The sequence below is a fragment of the Pseudomonas sp. GM24 genome (assembly GCF_000282235.1).
Taxonomy (GTDB): Bacteria; Pseudomonadota; Gammaproteobacteria; order Pseudomonadales; family Pseudomonadaceae; genus Aquipseudomonas.
Genome location: NZ_AKJR01000192.1, coordinates 1 through 8,534 on the forward strand (window position 1 = coordinate 1; position 8,534 = coordinate 8,534).

The window sequence follows — 8,534 nt, forward strand, 5'->3', positions numbered from 1 at the left end:
CCTTCGGCAGCTCCTACAGAGAATTGCGATCCCCTGTAGGAGCTGCCGAAGGCTGCGATCTTTTGATCTTTGCCGTACCAACGAAAAATAGATACGTAAACGCGACACAGAAACGTCGCGTATCGGATAGTTCGCCCTCTAACAGTGCGTTCGCGGGACAAATTCGTTAGGCTAGCAGCCATTTTTGCGTCTGCCGCCCACAAGGCATGCAACGCGCTTTAAGGGTCAGTCCCATACGGATCGACAGCATTTCCCTAATTACACAGGGCAATCCCCCTCTAAATTCCGATTCAGTAGTGTGGTATTACCTTAATGAAAGTTTTGAAAGGTCAGGACATCCTGGCACTTGGCTTTATGACATTTGCCCTGTTCGTTGGGGCTGGCAACATCATTTTCCCGCCGATCGTTGGCTTGCAGGCCGGACCTCACGTCTGGATGGCCGCGCTGGGCTTCCTGATCACCGCGGTGGGTCTGCCGGTGATCACCGTCGTTGCATTGGCCAAGGTCGGTGGGGCAATGGATGCGCTGAGCAGCCCGATCGGCAAGATCGCTGGCGGCATTTTGGCCGCGGCTTGCTACTTGGCGGTCGGCCCGTTGTTCGCCACCCCGCGTACTGCGACCGTATCGTTTGAAGTAGGCTTGGCGCCGCTGACCGGCGAAAGCCCGTTGGCACTGTTCCTCTACAGCTCGGTGTACTTCCTGCTGGTGTTCTTCATCTCGCTCTACCCTGGGCGTTTGCTGGACACCGTTGGCCGCTTCCTCGCGCCGCTGAAAATCATCGCACTGGCAGTGCTCGGCATCGCTGCATTCGCCTTGCCGGCGGGTGATATCGGCCACGGTACTCCTGAGTATGTGGCGGCACCGTTCTCCCAAGGCTTTATCAATGGTTACCTGACCATGGATACCCTCGGCGCGCTGGTGTTCGGCATCGTCATCGTTAACGCGATCCGCTCCCGTGGCGTCGAGTCGCCGGCGCTGATCACCCGTTACGCGATCATCGCCGGGCTGATTGCCGGTGTCGGTCTGGCGCTGGTGTATGTCAGCCTGTTCCGCCTTGGTTCCGGCAGCCACGAAGTAGCAGCGGGCGCGACCAATGGCGCGGCGGTATTGCACGCGTATGTGCAACACACCTTCGGTTCGCTGGGCAGCGGTTTCCTCGCAGTGCTGATCTCGCTGGCGTGTCTGGTGACGGCGGTCGGTCTGACTTGTGCGTGTGCCGAATACTTCAGCCGTGTGCTGCCACTGTCCTACAAGACTCTGGTAATCATTCTGGCGGCGTTCTCGCTGCTGGTGTCCAACCTGGGTCTGACCAAGCTGATTGCCTTCTCGATTCCGGTGCTGACCGCGATCTATCCGCCGTGCATCGTCTTGGTGGCGCTGAGCTTCTGCAAAGATTTCTGGCATGAGCACGGCCGTATCCTCGGTCCGGTGATGCTGGTGTCGTTCATCTTCGGCACCATCGACGCGCTGAAAGGCGCCGGTCTGGCCGGCTGGATGCCATCGCAGTTGTCCCACTTGCCGCTGAGCGAGCAGGGGCTGGCATGGCTGGTGCCGTGCGTGATGACGCTGGTGGTTGCGGTTGTTTGTGATCGCATGCTCGGCAAGCGCAGCGAAGCGGTTGCCTGACGTTACCTGACCCGCCAAAAGCGGGTCTTCAACGCTTAAACAGAAATGCCCCGTATCAATCGATACGGGGCATTTTTTATGAAAGCTGATAACTCTCAGCCCCGATAACGTACGACCAGAGCCCCTAAATTGATGTTGTCGCTTGCGCGGCTCAGGAGTATTCGCTTGTCGGGCTGCACTGCCACCGAAATCCACTGCATTCCAGGCCCCAAGTACTGAGTAACGTATCCCTTGCCTTCACCAAAGTCTGTGTCTGGTTTTCCCGTTGCCAGATAGCGGCAGGCGAGCATTTGCTCTCTTGTTCTTTGTCCCGTGCCTCCCACCACGACCAGACCATCCTTAGGCTCCCCGCTCAGATCGAACCAACTGCAACCGTCGGTTAATCCAAGATCAGTGACGATAGGCGTACCCTGATTGAATGCAATATTTGGTTTACCGTTCGGGTTGTACGCGGCCATCATTCCCCTGCGCCCTTTACCCCAATCGTCGTTAGGAGCGGTGTCGACTTCACCGGCAATAAAAAAACTGCCGTCAGCACGTAGCATCAGGCTTCGTACGCGGGTCGGGTAATTCGGTGGAAAAAGGACAGTTCCAGTGCCATCATCGCCGAAGCCTTTATGGGGCGTTCCATCCACATTCAGGCGCACGATCATTCCTTTTTGAGACCCCTCCATCGTGCCTGCGACTGTGATCATTCCATTCTCAGCAACCGAAATCGAAGAGATGTTCAGTGCAAGATCTAACCAGCCTTTGCCGTTAAAAGTGGTATCAAAAACTCCTTCCTGATCAAGTCTGAACAGTCGGTTGCTTTGACCCACGAGAATTTTTTCATCAGCGGTCAGTACTACCCTGGTTCTGGAACGCGAGTTAGCGAAAGTCCCTGGTTTTGATGGTTGCGATTTGGACTGCGGGAGAAAAGGGATGTAAACCGTCCCATCGGGACCGAACTCGCGATCTCTTTCACCATCAGCGAAAAATCTGGCAAGCGCAAACCGGTTCCCTTGGTCCTCATCATATTGAAACCCGAAAAGCAGCGCCTTCCCGTCTTTATAAAGACAGGCGCCAGTTCCGCTGGCTTGTCCCGAACCTGTAAACGTACCTACGATCGAACCGTTTATGTTGAATCCAGTATCGTTAGTGCCGTCCGCCAGTAATTGCGCCAAATGAAAACTGACCTTGCCGTCTACAAAGGTTTGTCCCACGAGAAGGATTTTTCCATCAGGGCGCAGGCCTGCGATGCTCAGAGCCTGGCTTCCCGGAGCAAAAGAGTCGGCATACCCTTGATTACCGAATGTTGCGTCAATGGGCAGTGCAGCGTTCGAAGGTGTCATGATCGAGTCCTTGTCTGGGTTAGCGTGCCTGTCAGTATTCTCTGGTCATAAACAACCTTATGCCCGCCTCACCCTCGGTGCTACTGTCAGAGTTGACAGGTATCAGCCTTCGCAAATTAATAGCTGCGGTCTATTTTTGAATAAATTCGACTCTCGAATGAGCGTGTCTTTTTGCGAGCCAATACGTCGAAACAAAGGGTTACTCCCATCATTCCTCATGCTCAGGAAAACGAATGTCGTTCATCCAAGCCAACCTGATTCACCTGCTCGCCGCCATCTGGTTTGTCATCTGCTGGGGTGGTTATACCCGTTATGCCTCCTGGAAAGGCCGCGATACAGCGTGTCTGGCCAGCGTGCTGCACCTGTACCGCGAAGACTGGATGCGCCGCATGCTGTTGCGTGACAACCGTATCGCCGACGCCAGCGTAATTGGTAATCTTGAACGCAACGCCTCGTTCTTCGCCTCCAGCACATTGATCATCCTCGCCGGCATTCTCACCGTGCTTGGTGCCTCGGAGCGGGCGGTGTCGTTGCTGGCTGACATCCCGATGGTGCAGCAGGCATCGCAGGGCATGTCGGAAATCAAGTTGCTGTGTCTGGCGATGGTGTTCGTCTACGCCTTCTTCACCTTTAGCTGGTGTATGCGTCAGTACAATTTTGCGGCGGTTTTGGTCGGGTCGGCGCCAATGATCGGTGAGCGACATGTCTCCGAACAGGAGCGCAAGGCGTTCGCTGCGCGGGCGGCGCGGGTGATTTCGATGGCGGCGAACCAGTTCAACTTCGGGCTGCGCTCTTACTACTTCGGCATGACCATGCTGGCGTGGTTCGTCAGCCCGTGGCTGTTCATGCTGATGAGCGCCGGGGTGGTGTTGGTCTTGTACCGCCGCGAGTTTCATTCCGACGTTCTCGATGTCATGGTCTATACCCCTACAGAAGCTCCCATTCCCGAGACAAACAAAGAGGTCGCTTGATGAGTATTCCGTTCTGGTGTGTGTTTATCACTGCGCTGTTGATTTATATCGCGCGTATGCCGGTGGGCAAGGCGATGAAAGAGCAGGGCGGTTACAACAACCACCTGCCGCGTCAGCAACAGGCGCAACTGACCGGCTACGGCGCGCGGGCGCTGGCGGCGCATCAGAATACGATTGAAGCGTTCATGTTGTTCGCGGTCGGCGTGTTGATGGCGCACACCACTCAGACGGCAGGATGGCTGATCGATACATTGGCAATCGTTTTTGTTATCGCGCGGATTCTCTATTTGTGGCTCTATCTGGCCGACCAACCCAAGCTGCGCAGCCTGGTTTGGGTAGTTGGCGTACTGTGCTCGTTGCTACTGATGATTAGTCCGACTTTTAGAACCGTATTGCTCTAAGACGAGCCTGGCGCTAGATGACAGGCAAAAGAAAACCCGCACTTGGCGGGTTTTCTTTTTTCTGCAGCAAAAAGCGAATTATTGCTTCTTGGCAGCTTCTTCTTGTGCAGCAGCGTTCGATTCAGCCTGAGCTTTGGCAGCTTCGGCGTTTTCTTTCGCAGCGTCGTTCACTTTATCCTGAGCTTTGTTCATGTCTTGCTGAGCTTGTTCAGCATGTTGGTTGGCATCTTGAGCTTTGTCCTCGGATTTTTTATCGCAGGCAGCGAGACCGAGGGAAGCGGTCAACATCAAGGCAATAGCAAAAGTCTTACGCATGGGGTGTTTCTCCTTATGGAAAATAACTACTGGCCTTAAGAACTCGGCGCTACAGGTTAAGTTCCTCATTTCTTTCAGATATATAAGTTTGTTTTTACACGGAACTTTTGCTGTATTGCTTACTACTGGCAAAAGGCTCTAACGAGAGTAATTATCAAATGGACGGAAACCCCGTTTTTGAGCGCGCGACGCGGTTTCTCTCCGCGCTGCGACACTGTCAGGTACTCGGATTGCGCGTGCACAGCGCGTCCAGCGAAGGGCTTACGGTGATCCTTCCGTACAGCACGAAAATCGTAGGTAATCCACAGACCGGCGTGATCCACGGCGGCGCAATCACTTCGTTGATGGACACCGCCTGCGGAATGTCCACGCTGTGCGTTTTGCCGGAATTCGAGGTCTGCCCGACGCTGGACCTGCGCATCGACTACATGCATGCCGCCGAACCCGATAAAGATGTGTATGGCTTCGCTCAGTGCTACCGGGTGACCACCGACGTGATCTTCGCTCGCGGTTTCGCCTATCAGGACGATCCCGAGCAGCCGATCGCCCATGTGGTCGGTACGTTCATGCGCATGGGCAAGGGCCTCAAAGGCACAAAAGGCTTTGGCGGTGTAATCAAGGGAGAAGGGCAATGAGCGATGACCTCAAGCAGCAATTGCTCAAGGCTCACGCGCAGGGCGATTACGCGCCGCTGTTGCAGTTGATTCCCTACGCCGGGCTGATCGGCATCGAATGCTCACGCGTCGGCGATGAATTGCTGTTCAAGCTTCCTGCGAACAAGGACAACATTGGTAACCCTTTATTGCCGGCAATCCATGGCGGGGTGATCGCCGGGTTCATGGAGCTGGCCGCCGCCCTGCATCTGTTGATCTTCACCGGTGCGCCCGGGGTGCCGAAGATCATCGACTTCTCTCTCGATTACCTACGCGCCGGGCAGTTTCGCGACACTTGGGCCAAATGTCAGGTGTGTCGCCAGGGCCGGCGTGTAGCCAACGTCGCCATCACCGCCTGGCAAAGTACCGAAAGCGAACCGATTGCCACCGCTCGCGCGCACTTCAAAATCGATGAGCCCTTGAAATCCTGAACAGCGCCCCAAACTCACAAGACAACCCGCCGCCGACCATTTCGGGTCGCGGCCACTGCCATCTGATTGGAGTTTGATGACCATGAGTGTGGAAACTCAAAAGGAAACCCTGGGCTTCCAGACCGAGGTAAAGCAGCTGCTGCACCTCATGATCCATTCGCTGTATTCCAACAAGGAAATCTTCCTTCGCGAATTGATCTCGAACGCCTCTGACGCTGTCGACAAACTGCGCTTCGAAGCCCTGGCCAAGCCAGAGCTGCTTGAAGGCGGCGCTGACCTGAAAATCCGTGTGAGTTTCGACAAGGACGCCAAGACCGTCACCCTCGAAGACAACGGTATCGGCATGAACCGTGACGATGTGATCACCCACCTGGGGACCATCGCCAAATCCGGCACTGCCGATTTCATGAAGAATCTTTCTGGCGATCAGAAGAAAGATTCGCACTTGATCGGCCAGTTCGGTGTGGGCTTCTACTCCGCTTTCATCGTTGCCGACCAGGTTGACGTGTACAGCCGTCGCGCCGGCACCCCGGCCAGCGAAGGCGTGCACTGGTCGTCGAAAGGCGAGGGCGAGTTCGAAGTCGCCACCATCGACAAGCCAGAGCGCGGCACCCGTATTGTCCTGCACCTGAAAGCCGCCGAAGACGAATTCGCCGATGGCTGGCGTCTGCGCAACATCATCAAGAAGTATTCCGACCACATCGCTTTGCCGATCGAGCTGCCGAAAGAAGCGGCAGCTGCCGAAGGCGAAGAGGCTCCGGCCGTTGAATGGGAAACCGTCAACCGCGCCAGTGCTCTGTGGACCCGTCCGCGCACTGAAGTGAAGGACGAGGAATACCAGGAGTTCTACAAGCACATCGCGCACGACTTTGAAAACCCGCTGGCCTGGAGCCACAACAAAGTCGAAGGCAAGCTCGAATACAGCTCGCTGCTGTACGTGCCGGCCCGCGCACCGTTCGACCTGTACCAGCGTGAAGCGCCGAAAGGCCTGAAGCTGTACGTGCAACGCGTGTTCGTCATGGATCAGGCCGAGTCGTTCCTGCCGCTGTACCTGCGCTTCATCAAAGGCGTGGTCGACTCCAACGACCTTTCGCTGAACGTGTCGCGGGAAATTCTGCAGAAAGACCCGATTATCGATTCGATGAAGACCGCGTTGACCAAGCGCGTGCTCGACATGCTGGAAAAACTGGCGAAGAACGAGCCTGAGCAATACAAGGGCTTCTGGAAGAACTTCGGTCAGGTCATGAAAGAAGGCCCGGCAGAAGACTTCGCCAACAAAGAGAAAATTGCCGGTCTGCTGCGTTTCGCATCGACCAATGGCGACGACGGCGAGCAGATCGTCGGTCTGGCCGACTACCTGGCCCGCGGCAAGGAAGGTCAGGACAAGATCTACTACCTCACCGGCGAAACCTACGCGCAGGTTAAAAACAGCCCGCACCTGGAAGTCTTCCGCAAGAAAGGCATCGAAGTGCTGCTGCTGACCGACCGTATCGACGAGTGGCTGATGAGCTACCTCAGCGAGTTCGACGGCAAGACCTTTGTCGACGTGGCACGCGGTGACCTCGATCTGGGCAACCTGGACTCGGAAGAGGATAAGAAAGCCGCAGAAGAAGTCGCCAAGTCCAAAGAAGGTCTGGTTGAGCGTCTGAAAACCGCGCTGGGCGATTCCGTGGCTGAAGTTCGGGTTTCCCATCGTCTGACCGATTCGCCGGCCATTCTGGCCATCGGCGAACAGGATCTGGGTCTGCAAATGCGTCAGATCCTCGAAGCCAGCGGACAGAAAGTGCCGGATTCGAAGCCGATCTTCGAATTCAACCCAAGCCACCCGCTGATCGAGAAACTCGATGGCGAGCAGAGCGAAGAGCGTTTTGGCGACCTGTCGCACATCCTCTTTGATCAGGCAGCCCTGGCTGCCGGCGACAGCTTGAAGGATCCGGCCGCCTATGTGCGCCGTCTGAACAAGCTGCTGGTTGAGCTGTCGGTTTAACCAAGTCGTAGAAAAACCCGCTTCGGCGGGTTTTTTCATTCTGGTGTTTAACCAATCAGGAGTCAGAAATGAGCCAAGTCACTGTACGTTCCGTGGTCTATCAGATCGACGGCCAGCCTTATGAAGGTCGTTTGGCATTCGATGCCGAGCATAAGTGCGCGCGTCCGGGTTTGTTGATGGCGCCGAACTGGATGGGCGTCAGCGCCGGTGCCGAAGAGATAGCCAAATCGGTGGCGGCCAAGGGCTACGTGGTGCTGATCGCTGACGTCTATGGTCAGGCGGTGCGCCCGCAAAACGCTGATCAGGCTGGTGCGGCGATGATGCCGTTGAAGGATGATCGCGCGCTGCTGCGCAAACGTATGCAAGCGGCGTTCGAGCAATTGCAGAAGCAGGGCGAAGCAGCGGTCGATACGTCGAAACTGGCGGTGTTCGGTTTCTGCTTTGGCGGTTGCTGTGCGCTGGATCTGGCGCGCACTGGCGCGGCGGTGAAGGCTGCGGTGTCGTTCCACGGTACGCTGGATTCGCCGAATCCTGCCGATGCGCAGAATATCAAGGGTTCGGTATTGGTGATGCACGGTGCTTCTGACCCGTTGGTGCCGAAAGAACAGTTGCCGGCGTTTGAAGACGAGATGAACGCGGCGAAAGTGGACTGGCAACTGCTGAGCTACGGCGGTGCGGTGCACTCCTTTACCGATCCGCATGCCAATGTGCCGGGCAAGATGATGTACGACGCGAAGACCGCCAAGCGTGCGTTCAAGTCGATGCATGATTTGCTGGATGAAGTGTTCAAGGGCTAAAAGCCTGAAAAGCAAAAGCCCC

Annotated in this window: 9 protein-coding genes; 7 read left to right on the forward strand and 2 right to left on the reverse strand. The window is 56.1% G+C overall.

Translation table 11 applies throughout. The features are described 5' to 3' along the window. Window positions 1-312 precede the first annotated feature (312 nt). Window positions 313-1,626 carry a branched-chain amino acid transport system II carrier protein gene (gene brnQ / locus PMI23_RS20860; RefSeq protein WP_007919876.1) on the forward strand — a complete coding sequence of 438 codons (1,314 nt, stop codon included), beginning with the start codon at window positions 313-315 and terminating at the stop codon, window positions 1,624-1,626. Window positions 1,627-1,721: 95 nt separating this feature from the next. Here the strand turns inward: brnQ and PMI23_RS20865 are convergent, their stop codons facing one another. Next, complete coding sequence (locus PMI23_RS20865) at window positions 1,722-2,957, reverse strand: hypothetical protein (RefSeq protein WP_007919873.1); 1,236 nt, start codon at window positions 2,955-2,957, stop codon at window positions 1,722-1,724. 233 nt (window positions 2,958-3,190) lie between these two features. Between PMI23_RS20865 and PMI23_RS20870 the strand changes: the two genes are divergently transcribed. Both PMI23_RS20870 and PMI23_RS20875 read left to right on the forward strand, forming a co-directional pair. Beyond that, window positions 3,191-3,928, forward strand: a complete 738-nt coding sequence (locus tag PMI23_RS20870) for a DUF599 domain-containing protein (protein WP_007919871.1) — start codon at window positions 3,191-3,193, stop codon at window positions 3,926-3,928. Continuing rightward, the gene (locus PMI23_RS20875) at window positions 3,928-4,329 is read left to right on the forward strand and encodes an MAPEG family protein (RefSeq protein WP_007919869.1); all 402 of its coding nucleotides are present in this window, start codon (window positions 3,928-3,930) and stop codon (window positions 4,327-4,329) included. The genes PMI23_RS20870 and PMI23_RS20875 overlap by 1 nt, the downstream gene beginning before the upstream one ends. A 78-nt stretch (window positions 4,330-4,407) precedes the next feature. Here PMI23_RS20875 and PMI23_RS20880 read toward each other — a convergent pair whose 3' ends face one another. Next, window positions 4,408-4,644, reverse strand: coding sequence for a hypothetical protein (locus PMI23_RS20880; protein ID WP_007919867.1), 237 nt, complete (start codon window positions 4,642-4,644; stop codon window positions 4,408-4,410). A gap of 158 nt (window positions 4,645-4,802) precedes the next feature. Here PMI23_RS20880 and PMI23_RS20885 point away from each other — a divergent pair, with 158 nt between their 5' ends. The 4 genes from PMI23_RS20885 to PMI23_RS20900 all read left to right on the forward strand — a co-directional run bounded on the left by PMI23_RS20885 (window position 4,803) and on the right by PMI23_RS20900 (window position 8,512). Continuing rightward, window positions 4,803-5,279, forward strand: a complete 477-nt coding sequence (locus tag PMI23_RS20885) for a PaaI family thioesterase (protein WP_007919865.1) — start codon at window positions 4,803-4,805, stop codon at window positions 5,277-5,279. Beyond that, a complete protein-coding gene (locus PMI23_RS20890; RefSeq protein ID WP_007919863.1) occupies window positions 5,276-5,728 on the forward strand; it encodes a PaaI family thioesterase in 453 nt (150 codons plus the stop codon). Before PMI23_RS20885 ends, PMI23_RS20890 begins: the two co-directional genes overlap by 4 nt. Window positions 5,729-5,810: 82 nt before the next feature. Beyond that, complete coding sequence (htpG, locus tag PMI23_RS20895; RefSeq protein WP_007919861.1) at window positions 5,811-7,715, forward strand: molecular chaperone HtpG; 1,905 nt, start codon at window positions 5,811-5,813, stop codon at window positions 7,713-7,715. Window positions 7,716-7,783: 68 nt separating this feature from the next. Beyond that, window positions 7,784-8,512, forward strand: a complete 729-nt coding sequence (locus PMI23_RS20900) for a dienelactone hydrolase family protein (RefSeq protein WP_007919860.1) — start codon at window positions 7,784-7,786, stop codon at window positions 8,510-8,512. Window positions 8,513-8,534 lie beyond the last annotated feature (22 nt).